Source organism: Pseudacidovorax sp. RU35E (assembly GCF_900156165.1).
GTDB lineage: Bacteria > Pseudomonadota > Gammaproteobacteria > Burkholderiales > Burkholderiaceae_C > Xenophilus.
Window position 1 is genome coordinate 181,208 of the sequence record NZ_FTMY01000001.1, and the last position, 15,204, is coordinate 196,411.

The 15,204-nt window shown below is 71.5% G+C and carries 13 protein-coding genes; 9 read left to right on the top strand and 4 right to left on the bottom strand.

The genetic code is table 11. The features are described from left to right. Positions 1-6 precede the first annotated feature (6 nt). Genes BXA03_RS00675 through BXA03_RS00685 form a run of 3 tightly spaced genes read left to right on the top strand, consistent with a single transcriptional unit; the run spans position 7 to position 4,073 of the window. A complete protein-coding gene (locus BXA03_RS00675) occupies positions 7-1,275 on the top strand; it encodes a DUF1254 domain-containing protein (protein ID WP_076503273.1) in 1,269 nt (422 codons plus the stop codon). 36 nt (positions 1,276-1,311) lie between these two features. Further along, positions 1,312-2,301: a Bug family tripartite tricarboxylate transporter substrate binding protein gene (locus BXA03_RS00680; RefSeq protein WP_076503274.1), complete on the top strand. Its 990-nt coding sequence runs from the start codon at positions 1,312-1,314 to the stop codon at positions 2,299-2,301. Next, positions 2,298-4,073 carry a carboxylesterase/lipase family protein gene (locus tag BXA03_RS00685; protein ID WP_076503275.1) on the top strand — a complete coding sequence of 592 codons (1,776 nt, stop codon included), beginning with the start codon at positions 2,298-2,300 and terminating at the stop codon, positions 4,071-4,073. Before BXA03_RS00680 ends, BXA03_RS00685 begins: the two co-directional genes overlap by 4 nt. A 34-nt stretch (positions 4,074-4,107) precedes the next feature. Here BXA03_RS00685 and BXA03_RS00690 read toward each other — a convergent pair whose 3' ends face one another. Together BXA03_RS00690 and BXA03_RS00695 are read right to left on the bottom strand one after the other, a co-directional pair. Continuing rightward, positions 4,108-5,247, bottom strand: a complete 1,140-nt coding sequence (locus tag BXA03_RS00690) for a CoA transferase (protein ID WP_234983551.1) — start codon at positions 5,245-5,247, stop codon at positions 4,108-4,110. Next, positions 5,244-6,248, bottom strand: a complete 1,005-nt coding sequence (locus BXA03_RS00695) for a tripartite tricarboxylate transporter substrate-binding protein (RefSeq protein WP_076503276.1) — start codon at positions 6,246-6,248, stop codon at positions 5,244-5,246. The genes BXA03_RS00690 and BXA03_RS00695 overlap by 4 nt, the downstream gene beginning before the upstream one ends. 94 nt (positions 6,249-6,342) lie before the next feature. Between BXA03_RS00695 and BXA03_RS00700 the strand changes: the two genes are divergently transcribed. Beyond that, the gene (locus BXA03_RS00700) at positions 6,343-7,326 is read left to right on the top strand and encodes a LysR substrate-binding domain-containing protein (protein ID WP_076503277.1); all 984 of its coding nucleotides are present in this window, start codon (positions 6,343-6,345) and stop codon (positions 7,324-7,326) included. 46 nt (positions 7,327-7,372) lie between these two features. After that, on the top strand, positions 7,373-8,380 hold the full coding sequence (locus BXA03_RS00705; protein ID WP_076503278.1) for a metal-dependent hydrolase: 1,008 nt from the start codon (positions 7,373-7,375) through the stop codon (positions 8,378-8,380). A gap of 47 nt (positions 8,381-8,427) precedes the next feature. On the opposite strand, the gene BXA03_RS00710 is transcribed toward BXA03_RS00705, so the two are convergent. Beyond that, positions 8,428-9,378, bottom strand: a complete 951-nt coding sequence (locus BXA03_RS00710; RefSeq protein WP_076503279.1) for a LysR family transcriptional regulator — start codon at positions 9,376-9,378, stop codon at positions 8,428-8,430. A gap of 133 nt (positions 9,379-9,511) precedes the next feature. Here BXA03_RS00710 and BXA03_RS00715 point away from each other — a divergent pair, with 133 nt between their 5' ends. The 3 genes from BXA03_RS00715 to BXA03_RS00725 are packed head-to-tail and all read left to right on the top strand — an operon-like array spanning position 9,512 to position 12,048. Further along, a complete protein-coding gene (locus tag BXA03_RS00715; protein ID WP_076503280.1) occupies positions 9,512-10,477 on the top strand; it encodes a Bug family tripartite tricarboxylate transporter substrate binding protein in 966 nt (321 codons plus the stop codon). 3 nt (positions 10,478-10,480) lie between these two features. After that, positions 10,481-11,671, top strand: coding sequence for an FAD-dependent monooxygenase (locus BXA03_RS00720; protein WP_076503281.1), 1,191 nt, complete (start codon positions 10,481-10,483; stop codon positions 11,669-11,671). Between the two features lie 38 nt (positions 11,672-11,709). After that, positions 11,710-12,048 (top strand): YnfA family protein, encoded by a 339-nt coding sequence (locus BXA03_RS00725; RefSeq protein WP_076503282.1) that lies wholly within the window; start codon positions 11,710-11,712, stop codon positions 12,046-12,048. On the opposite strand, the gene BXA03_RS00730 is transcribed toward BXA03_RS00725, so the two are convergent. After that, a complete protein-coding gene (locus BXA03_RS00730) occupies positions 12,026-13,849 on the bottom strand; it encodes an acyclic terpene utilization AtuA family protein (protein ID WP_076503283.1) in 1,824 nt (607 codons plus the stop codon). The genes BXA03_RS00725 and BXA03_RS00730 overlap by 23 nt on opposite strands. A 170-nt stretch (positions 13,850-14,019) precedes the next feature. Between BXA03_RS00730 and BXA03_RS00735 the strand changes: the two genes are divergently transcribed. Beyond that, entirely contained in the window at positions 14,020-15,195 is a 1,176-nt protein-coding gene (locus BXA03_RS00735) for an acyl-CoA dehydrogenase family protein (protein WP_076503284.1), read from the top strand. The last annotated feature ends 9 nt before the right edge of the window (positions 15,196-15,204 follow it).

The following is a 15,204-nucleotide window of genomic DNA, read 5'->3' on the forward strand; positions in this document are numbered from 1 at the left end:
CGCCCCATGAATCCAGCCATGCCCCTTGCCGATGTGGACGCCGCCGAGCAGGCGGTGATCCAGACCCTGCCGCTGTTCGAGATGATGCGCATGCGTGCCGCCACCACCGCCCGGCGCCATCCGCAACAGGGGTTCGCGGCGCCCGAGCGCGACTCGCACTGGCGCTGGGTCAACCAGTTCACCCATACCCATCGCCGGCTCGGCCCGCAGGACAAGGAGGTGGTCAGCCCCAACAACGACACGGTCTACAGCAATGCCTGGCTGGACCTGTCCGAGGGGCCTGTACTCATCGAGTCGCCCGACATGGGGGAGCGCTACTGGACGCTGGGCCTGCTCGATGCCTGGACCAACCCCTTCGCCTACGTGGGTCGCCGCACCACCGGCAACCGCCCGCAGCGCACGCTGGTGCACGGCCCGGGCTGGCAGGGCAGGGTCCCGCCGGAGGTGACGCAGGTCATCGCGGCGCCGGGCCACGACGTCTGGCTCATCGGCCGCATCCTGGTCGAGGACGACGGCGCGGACGCGCAGCAGGTGCGGCGCCTGCAGGCCGCGCTGCGCATGCAGCGGCTGGACGGCAGCGACGCCGCCATGCGTGTCGACACGGGCATCGACGGCCGCGACACCCGCGTACCCGACGCCGCCACCTACCGGCGCGTGGTGGATGCCGCGCTGGCCGGCAACCCGCCGCCGAAGAGCGAGGCGCTGGCCTGGCCGCTCGAGCCCGGGGCCCTGGCCGCGGCGCTGCCGGTGGTGTACGAGCGGCTGCGCAGCGCCGGCCAGCCGCACGACCTGGGCGGCGGCTGGGCCATTCCGGTGCTGGTGCGCACGCACTGGGGCGACGACCTGCTCACCCGCGCCCGCATCGCGCGCAACTTCATCGGTGCGCTGGGCATGGACGAGGCGATGTACCCCACCGCCGAGGTGGACGCCGAAGGCGCCGTGCTCGACGGCGCCCAGCGCTACGAACTGCGCTTCGCCCCTGGCCGCGGGCCGCAGGTGGGCGCGTTCTGGTCGCTCACGGTGTACCGCCGCAGCGACTGCCTCTTCGTGGCCAATCCCATCGACCGCTATTCCATCGGCGACCGCACGCCGGGCCTGGTGCACGACCCCGACGGCAGCCTGGCGATCCGCCTGCAGGCCGAGGACCCGGGGCCGGGCATCAACTGGCTGCCGGCGCCGGCCGGCGAGCCCTTCTACGTGGTGCTGCGCCTCTACCAGCCGCAGGAGGCGCACCTGGCGCTGCGCTTCAACTACCCGCCGATCCGGCGGCTCTGAGCGACCCGACGACAAAGCAAGAACGGAGACAACGACATGAGCAAGACCCTTCCCCGCCGCCACTTCCTGGCCACGGCCGCTGCCGGCCTGGCGCTGCCCTGGCAGCTCGATGCCGCCGCGGCCGACGCCTGGCCCGCACGGGCCATCCGGCTCGTCTCGCCCTACGGGGCGGGCGGCTCCAACGACATCCTCACGCGGGTGCTGGGCGACTTCCTCGGCCGCCGCCTCGGCCAGAGCGTGGTGGTGGAGAACAAGGCGGGCGCCGGCACGCGCATCGCCAACGACTACGTGGCCAAGGCCGCGCCCGACGGCTACACGCTGCTGCATGCCGCCGCGCCCATCGCCATCGGCGAGGCGCTCTACAAGGACCTGCCCTACGACGTGCACAAGAGCTTCGCCGCCATCGGGAGCACGGCCATCGCGCCGCTCTTCCTGGTGGTGAATGCGCAGGCGCCGTACAAGACGCTGGCGGAGTTCGTGCAGTACGCCAAGTCCAACCCCAAGGGCGCGACCTTCGGTTCGCCCGGCGCGGGTTCTGCGCCGCACCTCACGGCCGAACTGCTGCTGCGCGCGGCCGGCGCCAAGGGCATCGTGGTGCAGTACCGCGGCGACGCCCCGGCCTACACCGAGCTGCTGGCCGGGCGCATCGATGCGACGCTCACCGCCATCTCCACGGCGGTGCCGCACATCCAGGCCGGCAAGCTGCGCGTGCTGGGCGTGGCCAACGAGACGCGCACGCCGCTCTATCCCGACGCGCCCACGCTGCGCGAGCAGGGCCTGGCGCAGGTGGTGGGCTATGGCTGGTACGGCCTGCTGGCACCGGCCGGCACGCCGGCACCCGTGGTCGAGCGGCTCAATGCCGAGATCAATGCCGCCATCGCCGACGCCGAGGTGCGGCGCAAGGCCGAGGCCGCGGGGCTGGAACTGCGCGGCGGCACGGCCGAGGCCTTCAGCACCTTCATCGGCACCGAGACGCGCAAGTGGGCGCAGATCATCAAGGCTGCCAACATCACGGCCGAATCATGAGCCGCGTCATCCACGGGTTCGGGCCGCTGGCCCGCGTGCTGCGCCTGGCGAGTGTCGTGGCGACCATCATCGGCCTGGCCGCGTGTGCCGGAACGGACGCGGGCCCCGGCGCCAACCCCCTGCGGCGCGACACCACCTTCGGTCCGGTAGCCGGGCGCGATGACGCCACACGGAACGGCACCTGGCGCTGGACGGGCGTGCCCTATGCACAGCCGCCCATCGGCCCGCTGCGCTGGCGCGCGCCGCAGGCGCCGCAGCCGTGGACCGCGGTGCGCGACGCCACCCGCTTCGCCCCGGCCTGCGTCCAGACGCAGCGGCTGTACGGGCCCGGCCTGAACAACCGCTACGACGAGACCGTGGGCACCGCGCTAGGCCGCACCGTGGGCTCGGAGGACTGCCTCTACCTCAACATCTGGACGCCCGCATCCCGTCCGACGGCGCTGCGCCCGGTGATCGTCTTCGTCCACGGCGGCAGCAACATCAGCGGCTACACCGCCGACCCGGTGTACGACGGCGCGGCGCTGGCGCGCTCGCAGGACGCGGTGGTCGTCAGCGTCAACTACCGCCTCGGCATCTTCGGCTTCCTGGACGCGGCGCCGCTCAAGACCGGCCAGCGCGAGGAGGACTCGGGCAACTTCGCGCTGCTGGACATCGTGCAGGCGCTGGGCTTCGTGGCCGGCAACGTCGCGGCCTTCGGCGGCGATCCGGAACGGGTGACGCTGATGGGCCAGTCCGCGGGCGCCGTCAATGTCGATGCGCTGATGGTCTCGCCGATGCTGGTGGCGCGCACGCGGCCGCTGTTCCATCGCGTGGCGGCGCTGAGCGGCGGCCTATCCACCGCGGCGACGCTGCCGCGGGGTGCCATCGCCGGTGTGCTTCCGAAGTCCGTCTGGGCCACGCGCGGAGAAGCTTTGCTGGTCGAAAGCCTGATTGCAGGCGGTCATGCGGCGAACGAAGGGCAGGCCCGTCAGCTTGCACGCGACGCCGCGCCGGCGCAGCTGGCCGCCTGGCTGCGCGCCATGCCGGCCGACACGCTGCTCGAACTGGTTCGCACCCGCTTGGCCGCCCGCGGCATGGCGGCGTCCAACCCCATTCCCGATGGCTGGGTGCTGCCGCCGGACCCGATCGCCGCGGTGCGCGCCGGCCGCTATGTGAAGGTGCCCGTGCTGGCCGGCCATGCGCGGGACGAGACCAAGCTCTTTCCCCAGCTCTTCGCGCTGCGGCCCGACCTGGGCGGCACCAGTGGCCGGTTGCTGGACGATGCGGCCGTGTTCGCCCTGGCCCATCGCTATGACCCGGACGCGCCGCCGCGGACCCGCATCGAGCAATGGATCCCGCCTGCCTACCTGCCCACGGACGCACCGCGCACCGGCTTCGATGCCCGCGCGGCCGAGCTCGACCGCCTGTGGTTCACGGCCATCCGCGACGACCTGATGAACGCGCTGCAGAGTCAGCAGCGCGAGCTCTGGGCCTACGAATTCGAATGGGACGGGCTGCCTGCGCCCTTCGACCGGATCTTCGGCGCCGCCCATGCCTTCGACCTGCCTTTCGTCTTCGGCAACTTCGGCCCCTCGCTGTTCGCCAACATCTCGTTCAGCCGGGCCAATGCGCCGGGACGGCTGGCGCTGTCGCAGGCCATGATGGCCAGCCTGGGCGCCTTCGCGCGCAACGGCGATCCCAACGACCCGAGGCTGGGCAAGGCGTGGCCGCAGTGGCCGGGGCGGTTGGTCTTCGATGCCACGGCGACGGAGAAGGCCATCGGCGTGCGCTGAGGGCGGGCGGCGCAGGCAGCGCCGCGCCCGGTACTCAGTCCCGCGGCCGATAGACCTGGAAGCCCAGGCCTGTCGAGCGCACCATGGTCTCGCCCTCGGTCAGGCCCACCGTGCCGATGCAGCCGTTGTCGGCCGCCTCGCGGCTGAACTCGGCGATGGTGCGCAGCCGCGCCGCCGGAGCGCCCGCCGCGCTGATCGCTGCTTCGAGCTCGGCGGCACCGCGCGACGCAATGACGCCGGCCAGCGCCGTCTTGAGCGCAGCGGGATCCAGCGCCCGCACGAAGCTCACGGGCCCGGCCGCGTCCAGCGGCTGCGCGAACACGGCCGGATCGCTGGCCAGATGCCCCAGCCCCAACACCCGCAGCACGGCCAGCAGCTGGCGAGGCGTGTTCGCGCCGATGGCCAGCCATCCGTCCTCGGCCTGGAAGAAGTTGGCCGCCGGGCTGCCCGAGTAGCCCTGGTTGCCCACGCGCGGCGGCACGCTGCCGGTGGTGAGCGCGTCACAGGCCAGCGGATACATGAGCTGCAGCGCCGCGCCGGCCATGGAGACGTCGACCAGCGCACCGCGACCACTGCGCTCGCGCTCGCGCAAGGCACTCAGGATGGCCAGGGCCGCCAGCAGGCCGGTGGCCGAGTCGACGACGGGAAAGCCGGTCTTGACGGGCGGGTCGCCCTCGGCGCCGGCCATCCAGGCCATGCCGCTCGCGGCCTGGATCACATGGTCGTAGGCGGGGCGGTTGCGCCATTCCTCCGCACCCCGGCCATAGCCGGAGATGGTGCAGTACAGCAGGCCCGGATGCTGGGCCTGCAGGGCCGCGTAGCCCAGGCCGAAGCCTTCGAGTACGCCGGGCCGCAGGTTGTCGACCACCACGTCGCTGGCCAGGGCCAGCGCCTCGGCCTGGCGCCGGCCGTCCTCGCTGCGCAGGTCCAGCCGGATGTGCTGCTTGCCGGCGTTGAGGGCCAGGAACTTGTCGCCGCCCTGGCCGGCCCGGCGCATCACGTCGCCGTCCAGGCTCTCGACCTTGGTGACCTGCGCCCCCAGCCGCGCCAGCAGGAAGGTGGCGAAGGGCCCGGCGATGACATGCGAGAAGTCCAGGATGCGCACGCCGGCGAGCGGGGCGAAGTCGGTCACGGGCGCGAGCGGAGCGGTGGCGGGCATGGCGGCGGTGCTCATGAAAGGCTGATGCGGTTGCGGGTGATGAGCGTGCGGTAGCGCCCGGTCTCCTGCTCTATGAAGCGGCTGAACTCCGCGGGCGACTCGGACACGCTGGGCACCGTGCCGTCGCGCGCATAGGCGGCGCGCAGGCCCGGGTCCTGCATGGCCGTGCGCACGGCGCCGAACAGGCGCTGCACCAGAGGATCCGGAAGACCGGGCGGCCCCCAGATGCCGGACCACGACACCAGGTTCAGGTCCTGGCGCCGCAGGGCCTCGTTGAGCGTGGGCACCTCCGGCAGGGCCGGGTCGCGTTCGCCGGCCGTGACGGCCAGGGCGCGCAGCTTGCCGTCGCGCACCTGGGGCAGGGCGGTGGAGATGACAGGAAGGGCGAACTGCGCATCGCCGCGGATCAGCGCCAGCCCGATCTCCACCGAGCCGCGGTAGGGCACATGGGTGGCCTGCACGTCGGCCGCCGAGAGGAAGGCGGCCGCGAACAGATGGGCCGCGCTGCCGATGCCGCCCGAGGCGTAGTTCAGCCGGCCAGGCGCACGCCGTGCGGCCTCCAGCAGGTCTTCCACGCTGCGCAGCGGCGAATCGGCGCCCACCACCAGCAGGCAGCCGCTCGTCCCGGTGCAGCAGATGTGGCTGAAGGCCTGCGGGTCGAACTTGACCGAAGGCTGCAGCAGCTTCTGCGTGACGTGGGTGGAGCTGCCTAGCAGCAGGGTGTAGCCATCGGGCGGCTGCTGGTTGACGTATTCCGCCGCGAGGATGCCGCCCGCGCCCACCTTGTTCTCCAGAACCATGGCCTGGCCGAGCTGCCTGCCCAGCACGGGGCCGAGCAGTCGGGCCTGGATGTCCGGGCCGCCACCCGCGGCGTAGGGGACGATCAGCCGCACGGGCCGTTCGGGGTAGCGTGTCGCGGCCTCGGGCGCGGCCGCGGCCGCCAGGGCGCGGCGGCCGGCGGCCAGGCCCAGGGCGCCGAGCAGCAGCCCGCGCCGACGCAGGGGGGTCTTGTTCATTGCCGGTTGTCTCCGTCGTTCGAATGCACGGATTCTGGGAGCGCGGGCCATGTCCCACAATTATTGGTTTCGAAAGAAGCCATCACTGATCGATATGGCCAAGACCGACCTCCAGCCGGAGCCGACTTCCACCGCCCGCGACGACGAGCGCCGCGCCCGGCGCATGGACCGCCTGCGCGTGCGGCACCTCCGGCTGCTGCACTGGGTGGCCGAGACCGGCTCGCTGAGCGCCGCGGCCGAGCGCCTCCAGGTGAGCCAGCCGGGGGCCACCAAGATGCTGCAGGAGATCGAGGCCGCGCTGGGCGTGGGCCTGATCGAACGCAGCGCCCGCGGCGCGCGGCTGAGCCCGGCCGGCCGCGTGGCGCTGGACCGGCTGCGCGTGGCGCTCGGCGCGCTCGATGCCGCAGCGGGCGCGGACGCGGCCCTGGCGACGCCGGTGCTGCGCATGGGCATCCTGCCGCTGGTCGCCGTGGCCGTGCTGCCCGCCGTCACTGCCGCCATCGACGCCGCCGGACAACTGCCCCGGCTGGAGCTGCGCGAGGCCAACGTGGACCAGCTCATGCGTCTGCTGCGCGATGGCGAGGTGGACTGCGTGATCGGCCGCCTCGAAGCCGGCGAGCACGCCGTGGGCGACCTGCAGATCGAACAGCTGTGGGAAGAGCGCATGGCCATCGCGGCCGCGCCCGACCATCCGCTGGTCGGCCGCCGGCGGCACACCCTGGCGGCGCTGCAGGCCGAGCGCTGGATCCTGCCGCCGCCGGCCACCAACACGCGGCGCAACGTCGAGCGCTGGTTCCTGGAGAGTGGGCTGCAGCCGCCAGCGGCGGCGGTGGAATCGACCTCCTTCCATACCAGCCTGGCGCTGGCCGGCGCCGGCCGGTTGCTGGCCGTGGCGCCGCAGACGGCCGTCGAGCACTACGAGGCACGCGGCGTGGTGAAGGCGCTGCTGCTGCAGCGGCCCATGGCGTCGGGCCCCATGTTCTTCATCACGCGCACCGAGCTGGCGTCGCTGCCGCAGGTCGTCCAATGGCGCGCCGCGTTGGTCGGCCATGTCCGGCAAGCCGCGGGGCCGGCATAGGCGACGATCAGCGCTCTCTTCTCCACCTTCTCCGAGGCGACATCGCTTGGACTCCCTCACCCAGATCGTTCTTGGCGCCTCGGTCGCCGCCGTGGCCGTGCCGGCCCGCGACCGGCGCGTGGCCCTCGTCGCCGGTGCCGTGCTGGGCACGCTGCCCGACCTCGACGGCCTTCCGCTGGCCTGGATGGGCGTCGACGCCGTGACCAACGTCACCTGGCATCGCGGCCCTTCGCATTCGCTGCCGGTGCTGCTGGTGGCGGGCTGGCTGATCTGGCTGCTGGCGCGGCGCTGGAGCGCGCGCGTCCGGGCAGCGCCACGCGGCTGGCTTGTCGCCATCTGGCTGGCGCTGGTCACGCATCCGTTGCTGGACGCCTTCACCGTCTACGGCACGCAACTGTGGTGGCCCGCGCCGACGCCACCGGTGATGGGCGGCAGCATGTTCATCATCGATCCGCTCTACACCTTGCCACTGCTGGTCGCCGTGATCGTGGCTGCGGTGGCCGGTCCGCGGCCACGCGGGCAGCGCTGGCTGTCGGGCGCCTTGATGCTCAGCAGCCTGTACCTGGGCTGGAGCCTGGTCGCCCAGCAGTGGGTGGACCGCATCGCGTCGCGCTCGCTGGCCGCGCAGGGGCTGCAGGACGCGCCGCGGCTGGTGGTGGCGTCGCCGCTCAACACGGTGTTGTGGCGCGTGGTGGTGATGACGCCGGATGGTTTCCTGGAAGGCGAGCGGTCGCTGGTGGCCGACACCGGTCCCATGCGCTTCACGCGGCACGCCAGCGATGTGCAGGCGCTGCAGGCCTTGTCGCAGGATGCCGCCGTGGCGCGGCTGCGCTGGTTCACGCATGGCTTCCTGAAGGCTACGCGGGAGGGCGACGCGCTCGTCGTGTCGGACCTGCGCATGGGGGCCGAGCCCGACTACAGCTTCAACTACCGCGTGGCGCGCTGGCAGGAGGACGCCTGGCAGCCGGCGCCCCCGGTGTTGCGGGGCGGCGTCCGCGATCCGCGCGGAATGCTGGTCCGCACCTGGCAGCGCATTTGGGCGCAGCCAGGCTGACGCACGTGGGGGCGCGCCCGCGCCGTCGAAACGAGCGTCGGCCCCGCTCAGCTCAGGCGCGGCCGGGTGGACCGGCCGCGAGCCTGTGGTGCGCCGACAGCGGAGGTCCAGGGTGACAGCACCGCCGTTATGCATTCGGCGAATGCCGTGAGCAGGGCGCTTTCCTCCCGGCCCGCCTTGGTGATCTCGAAGAAGTCGACGGGCACCACCGGTTGCCGCAGTGCATGCAGCGCGACGCGGTAGCGCGCCGCGGCGCCAGCCACGAAGGAGGGCAGCACGGCCGCTCCACGGCCGGCCTCGACCATCGCCAGCAGCGTGTGCAGGTGATTGAAGCTCTGCACGAATTGGCCGGGATCGCCGCTGTCGCGCAGAGAGGCCTCCACCTGCTGCTGGATGGGGTTGGTGGGCGGCAAGCCCAGCAGCCCGTGACGAGGAACTTCCTTCCAGCGCAATGGGGCAGCTTCCGCCGGTGACTCGTCCGCCGGCAGGATCAGCAGCAGCTGCGCATCGAGCAGCTTGCGTCGGCGCACCGCCCGCGAGGTGGTGAGGAAGGCGCCAAAGCCGGCATCGAGCACGCCGCTCTGCACCCGTTCGTAGATCAGCGCGCGGTCCAGGTCCTGCACCTCCACCTCGACGTTCGAATGCGCCTGCGCGAAGACCGCGCAGGCCTGGGGCAGGACCGACGAGGCAATGACCGGCGTGGCACCCACCGACAGCCGACGCTTCTGCGTGGCCGTGATACGGCCCAGCGATGCAGCGGCATCGTCCAGCTCCCTGAGCACACGCGTGGCCGTGGGCAGGAAGGCCATACCCTGGGCCGTGAGGGCCACGCTGCGCGTGGTGCGCTCGAAGAGGCGGCAGTCCAGCTGGGCCTCCAGCTCTCGGAGCATCGCGCTCAGGCCCGGCTGTGTGACGTGCAACTGCTCGGCCGCGCGGGTGAAGCTCTGCACCCGCGCAGCGGCCACGAAGGCCCGCAACTGCCGAGCCGAAAGGTTCATGGTCCGACCTTTCTTTGATAAAGATCAGTCATCAATTGATTCTATTTCTGACTTTTACTTGGCTGGTGATGCCGCTTCCAATCGGGCATCGGACCGGCGGGATGTGCCGGTCGCCCCTTCAGGAGACAGAACCATGACTTCCCTTGTGCGCCGCGCCCTCGCGGCCTCTCTGCTGGCACTGCCGGTTGTGCCGGCGCTGGCCCAGGCTCCCTATCCCTCCCGTGCCATCACCATCGTCGTGCCTTTCCCGGCGGGCGGTCCCACCGACGCCAGTGCGCGGGTGTACGGCAAGGCGCTGGGTGAGACGCTGGGCCAGCCCGTGGTCATCGACAACCGTGCGGGCGCCGCCGGCACCGTCGGCAGCGCCTTCGTCGCGCGTGCGCCTGCCGACGGCTACACGCTGCTGTGGGGCGGCACCAGCACGCTTGCCGTGGCGCCGGGCCTCTACAAGAGCCTGCGCTACGACGCCCAGTCCTTCGTGCCCATCGGCATGGCCCTGCGCGGCCCGATGATGCTGGCGGCTTCGCCGGCCAGCGGAATCGCCTCGTTGGCCGACCTGCCTCGCAAGGCGCGCGACGGGCGCCTGACCGTGGGCACTGCCGGCACGGGGTCCATTGGTCACCTCTCGACCGAGCTGTATGCCGACGTCGCCGGCATCAAGCTGACCCACGTGCCTTATCGCGGTGGCAGCCCGGCGATCACCGATGCCATCGGTGGACAGGTGGACCTGGTGTTCGACACCGCGGCTGCATTGCAGCCCTTCGTCAAGACGGGAAAGCTGCGCGCCCTTGGTGTGGGCGGCAGCCAGCCTTACGCGCCGCTGCCGCAGACGCCGACGCTGCAGTCCGCCCTCGGCAAGCCGTATGAGGCCTACTCCTGGTTCGGCCTGGTGGCGCCCAAGGAAACGCCGCCTGCCGTTCTGGAGACGCTGCGCAAGGCCATGGCGCAGGTATCGCGCTCGGCCGAGATCCGGCAGGTATTGAGCGATCAGGGCGTGGAGCCCGGCGTGGATGGGCCCGAGGCCTTCGGCCAGGTCATCGCCACCGATGCAGCGAAATGGGCCCGCATCATCCAGCAGGCCGGTGTCACGGGAGAGTGAGCGATGCGTGACCCGATCCTCATCGCAGGCGCCGGTCTTGGCGGCCTGACCGCCGCGCTGGCGCTTCTGCGTCGCGGCCATGCCGTGCGCGTCTTCGAGCAGGCCGCGCAGCTTGGCGAGGTGGGCGCGGGCCTGCAGCTGAGCGCCAACGCCACCCGCGCGCTGCATCTGCTGGGCTTGGCCGAGCCGCTGGCCCGCGTCGCGGCCGAGCCGGTGGGCAAGGAGATCCGACTTTGGAGCACCGGCCAGACCTGGAAGCTCTTCGACCTCGGCGATGCGTCGGTGGCGGAATACGGCCATCCCTACTACACGCTCTACCGGCCCGACCTGCATGGCGTGCTGGTGGACGCGATCCGCGCCCTCGCGCCCGACGCGCTATGCCTGGGCGCGCGTTGCGAGCGCTTTTCCCAGACTGCCGACGGCGTGACGCTCACGCTGGCCGATGGCTCGGAGCACCGCGGGCGTGTGTTGATCGGCGCCGATGGCGTGCACTCGGCCGTGCGCCGCCAGCTCTTTGGCGATGGGCCCGCCGTCTATTCGGGCTGCATGGCCTGGCGCGGCGTGATCCCGATCGGCCGCCTGCCGGTCGAACTGGTGCGCCCGGTCGGCACCAACTGGGTCGGGCCCGGGCGCCACGTCATCCACTACCCCCTGCGCGGCGGCCAGCTGATGAACTTCGTCGGCATCGTCGAGACCGACCGCTGGGTGGCCGAATCGTGGACACAGCGCGGCACGCATGCCGAATGCCATGCCGATTTCGGGGGCTGGCATGACGATGTGCACGCGCTGATCCGCCACATCGACGTACCGTACCGCTGGGCGCTGATGGCGCGGCCCGCCCTTGCGTGCTGGACGCAGGACAGGGTGACGCTGCTGGGCGATGCCGCGCATCCCACGCTGCCCTTTCTGGCGCAGGGCGCCGCCATGGCCATCGAGGACGGCTTCGTGCTGAGCCGTGCGCTGGCCGAGATCGACGACGCGCCTGAGGCGCTGCGTCGCTACGAAACCGCACGCCTGGACCGGACGACCCGCATCGTGGAGAAGTCGACCGAGAACGGACGCCGCTTCCACAACCCCGAACTGGTCAGTGCTTCGGGCGCGGCCGCCTATGTGGACCGCGAGTGGCGGCCGGAGCGTGTGCACGAGCGCTACCACTGGCTGTTCGAGTACCGGGTGGACGAGGTCGTGCTCTAGCCGCGGGCGGCGGAGTTGGCGAGGCACCGCCATGCAGAATGCCCACCGTGTACCTGCTCAAGACCTTCGCACTCTTCGTGCTTACGGCCCTGGCCGAGATCGTGGGCTGCTATCTGCCCTGGCTGTGGTTGCGGCAGGGTCGCTCGGCCTGGCTGCTGCTGCCGGCCGCGGCCAGCCTGGCGCTTTTCGCCTGGTTGCTGACCCTGCATCCCACCGGCAGTGGCCGCGTGTATGCGGCCTATGGCGGCGTGTATGTGGGCGTGGCGATCCTGTGGCTGTGGCGGGTGGATGGCGTCGCGCCCACCGCCTATGACCTGGCCGGCGTCGCGCTGTGCCTGATGGGAATGGCGGTGATCATGCTCGGCCCGCGCGCCTGAGGGCTTCGGCCGCCACGCTCGGCGGCACGGCGATGGGCATGTCCAGCAGCATCTGGGCCATGCCCTTGCCCAGCGGGTCCATGCGCATGGACGAAGGACCGCCGCCGTCGAGGGCATCGTGGATCAGCAGGTTCATCGCATCCGTGCCGGGCAGGTGGTAGCGCGTGACGTGCCCGGCGGGCAGGTGCCTGAACCAGGCCTCCACCACCGCCGGCTGCAGCGCCTGCCACAGCAGCGGCAGCCACTGCGGCCGGCGCGCCACCACGCCGATGTTCGACAGGTTGCCCTTGTCGCCGCTGCGTGCCCAGGCCAGGTCGATCAGGCGCACCGTCTCGGTGGCGGGCTCGTCGCTGGCCCAGGCAGGGGGGTCGGGCAGGGCGGGCGGGGGTGAGGACGCCGCGCCAGCGGGAATGGCCACGGCATGCCGCACGCCGTCCAGCACGAAGCCCGGCTGCAACTCGGTCTTCTCCAGCAGGAAGGCGAGGGGCTTGACCAGCGGCGACACCGCCGGCCGGCCGCCGCCGGGGCTGGTGGTGCCCGGCGACCAGGAGGTGCCGGAAGGCGCGATCTCGCGCGCGAACATGGCCAGCGCCGCCTTCTGCGGATGGTTGGCCACCACGCGCATCATCACCTCGCGTACCTGGCGGGTGCGCGACTGCGGGCCGTAGAGCGTCTCGGCGCCGATGACCTCGATGTAGGTGGCGGTGAAGGGCGGCAGGCCCTGGGCCTGCAGGATCTCGCCGGTGCGCTCGAGGATGGCCTCGGCCGTGCGCCGCGCTTTCTTCTCGGCGTCGATGCCGATGATGACCATGCTGCCCGCGCAGCGGAAGCCGTCGAGCTGCGTGGCCGACACCTTGTAATGGGGCGTCGGCGCGCGGCCCTTGGCCGGGCTCACGTGCACGCGGTTCTCGCCCTGCTGGGTGACGCGCACTTCGCGGAAGTCGCAGCTCACCTCCGGCAGCAGGTAGGCGCCCGGGTCGCCAATCTCGTAGAGCAGCTGTTCCACCACGCCCGCGCGGATCACCTTGCCGCCGGTGCCCTCCGGCTTGGTGACGACGAAGCTGCCGTCGGCCTGGCATTCCACGATGGGGTAGCCGATGTGCGCCCAGTCCGGGATGTCCTCCCAATCGGTGTGCAGGCCACCGGTCGCCTGGCAGCCGCACTCGATGATGTGGCCGGCCAGGCTGCCCGATGCGAGCAGGTCGTGCTGCGCGGCCCTCCAGCCGAACTCGTGCATCAGCGGGCCCAGCGTGACGGCGCTGTCCACGCAGCGGCCGGTGATGACCACCTCGGCGCCTGCCGCGAGCGCAGCCGCGATGGGCGCGGCGCCCAGGTAGGCGTTGGCGCTCAACACCTTCTCGGGCAGGGCCTCGCCGGTGAACATGTCGCGCACGCCCTCGGCGCGCAGGCCGGGCATCAGGCTGCTCACGTCGTCGCCCTCGATCACGGCGATGCGCAGTGCGATGCCCTGCGCATCGGCCACGGCCTTGAGCGCCGCGGCGCAGCCGTGCGGGTTGATGCCGCCCGCATTGCTCACCACCTTGATGCCCTGGCGCTTGACCTCGGCCAGCACGGGCTTCATGGCGATGTCGACGAAGTCGGTGGCGTAGCCCAGTTCGGGGTTCTTGGCCCGGGCCGCGGCCAGGATGGCCATGGTCGTCTCGGCCAGGTAGTCGAAGACCAGGTAGTCGAGCCGGCCGCCCTTCACGAGCTGCGGTGCGGCCACCATGCTGTCGCCCCAGAAGCCCGAGGCACCGCCGATGCGGACGGTGCGGGCGGCGGGATGTGGCGTGTCTGTCATGCGCATGTCCTTTTGGGATGCAGCGTAGCGGCGCCGCCGGGCGTCGGCTTGTGCCAAGTCGCTGTGCCGTGGCAACGACGCCCAGGCGGCGCGGGCCGTTCGGGGCAGCCAGTTTGCGCAAGACCCGCACGAATGTCACCGCTAGGCTTGGGCCGCCTCCGGAGACCCGCATGGACCTGCTCGAAGCGCCGCCGCTTCCCTTCCATTTCACGCCCGAACACGAACAGTTCCGTGCCAGCCTGCGCGACTTCATCGCCTGTGAGATCACCCCCTATGTGCACGCGTGGGACGAGGCGGAGACCTTTCCGCGCTCGCTCTATGCCCGCATGGCCGAGCTTGGCGTGCAGGGCCTGGGCTACCCTGAGGCCTACGGCGGCACGCCGGCCGACCTGTTCTACCAACTGGTCGTGGCCGAGGAATTCGCGCGCTGCGGCAGCGGCGGCGTGCAGGCTTCGCTCCTGTCGCACAGCATCGCGCTGCCGCCGGTGCTCAAGGCCGGCAGCGAGGCGCTGCGCCAGCGGGTGATTCCGCCGGTGCTGGCGGGGCAGAAGGTCGCGGCCCTGGCCATCACCGAACCCTCGGGCGGCTCCGACGTGGCCAGCCTGCGCACGACGGCCGTGCGCGATGGCGACCACTACATCGTGAGTGGCGAGAAGACCTTCATCACCTCCGGCGTGCGCGCGGACTTCATCACCACGGCCGTGCGCACCGATCCGACGGCCAAGGGCGCGGGCGGCATCTCGCTGCTGGTGATCGACGGCGACACGCCCGGCCTGACGCGCACGCCGCTCAAGAAGATGGGCTGGTGGAGCTCCGACACCGCGCACCTGCGCTTCGACCAGTGCCGGGTGCCCGTCGCGCATCTCGTGGGCGAGGAGAACCACGGCTTCAAGCTGGTGATGAACAACTTCAACAGCGAGCGCCTGCTGATGGCCGCGCTGGCCTGCGGCTATGCCCAGGTGTGCCTGAACGAGGCGCTGGACTGGACGCGCCAGCGCAGCGTGGGCGGCAGCCTGCTGTCCGACCGGCAAGTGGTGCGTCACAAGCTGATGGACATGGTCATGCGCATCGACGCGACCCGCGCCCTGCTGCATGACCTGGCCTACCGCATCGAGCACCAGCTGGCGCAGCCGGCGCAGCTGGTGGCGCGCGTGTGCCTGGCCAAGGTGCAGGCCACGCAGACCATGCAGTTCTGTGCCGACCAGGCCGTGCAGTTGCTGGGCGGCATGGGCTTCATGCGCGGCACGAAAAGCGAGCGCATCTACCGCGAGGTCAAGGTCATGATGATCGGCGGTGGTGCCGAGGAAGTGATGAAGGACCTGGCTGCGCGGCAGTTGGGCATCTGAATGCGACGA